This is a genomic window from Shinella sp. M31, from assembly GCF_049199205.1.
In the GTDB taxonomy this organism is placed as follows: domain Bacteria; phylum Pseudomonadota; class Alphaproteobacteria; order Rhizobiales; family Rhizobiaceae; genus Shinella.
In genome coordinates, this window is the sequence record NZ_JBLZPH010000206.1 from 1 (window position 1) to 258 (window position 258).

1 pseudogene is annotated in these 258 nt (G+C 64.3%); it reads left to right on the top strand.

The features are described from left to right. Nucleotides 1-258: pseudogene (locus ACOZKU_RS27830) on the top strand (EamA/RhaT family transporter); the annotation flags it as partial.

Genomic DNA, 258 nt, shown 5'->3' on the forward strand with positions numbered 1-258 from the left:
GCGTTGGCGGGGCTCGGGCATCAGGCCTTGGCGCAGATCGCCATCGTCGTGGCGACCATCTCCTATGCGGGTGCCGCGATTTTCGGAAGGAATTTCGGGGGTATGGACCCAATGCTTCCGGCCGCGGGGGCGATGGTGTGCGGTGCGATCCTGCTCATACCTGTCAGCCTGATCGTCGATCGTCCATGGACATTGATGCCCGCCGGCAGCTCGCTCGTTGCGCTGCTTGGCCTGTCGGTCTTTTCGACAGCGCTCGCC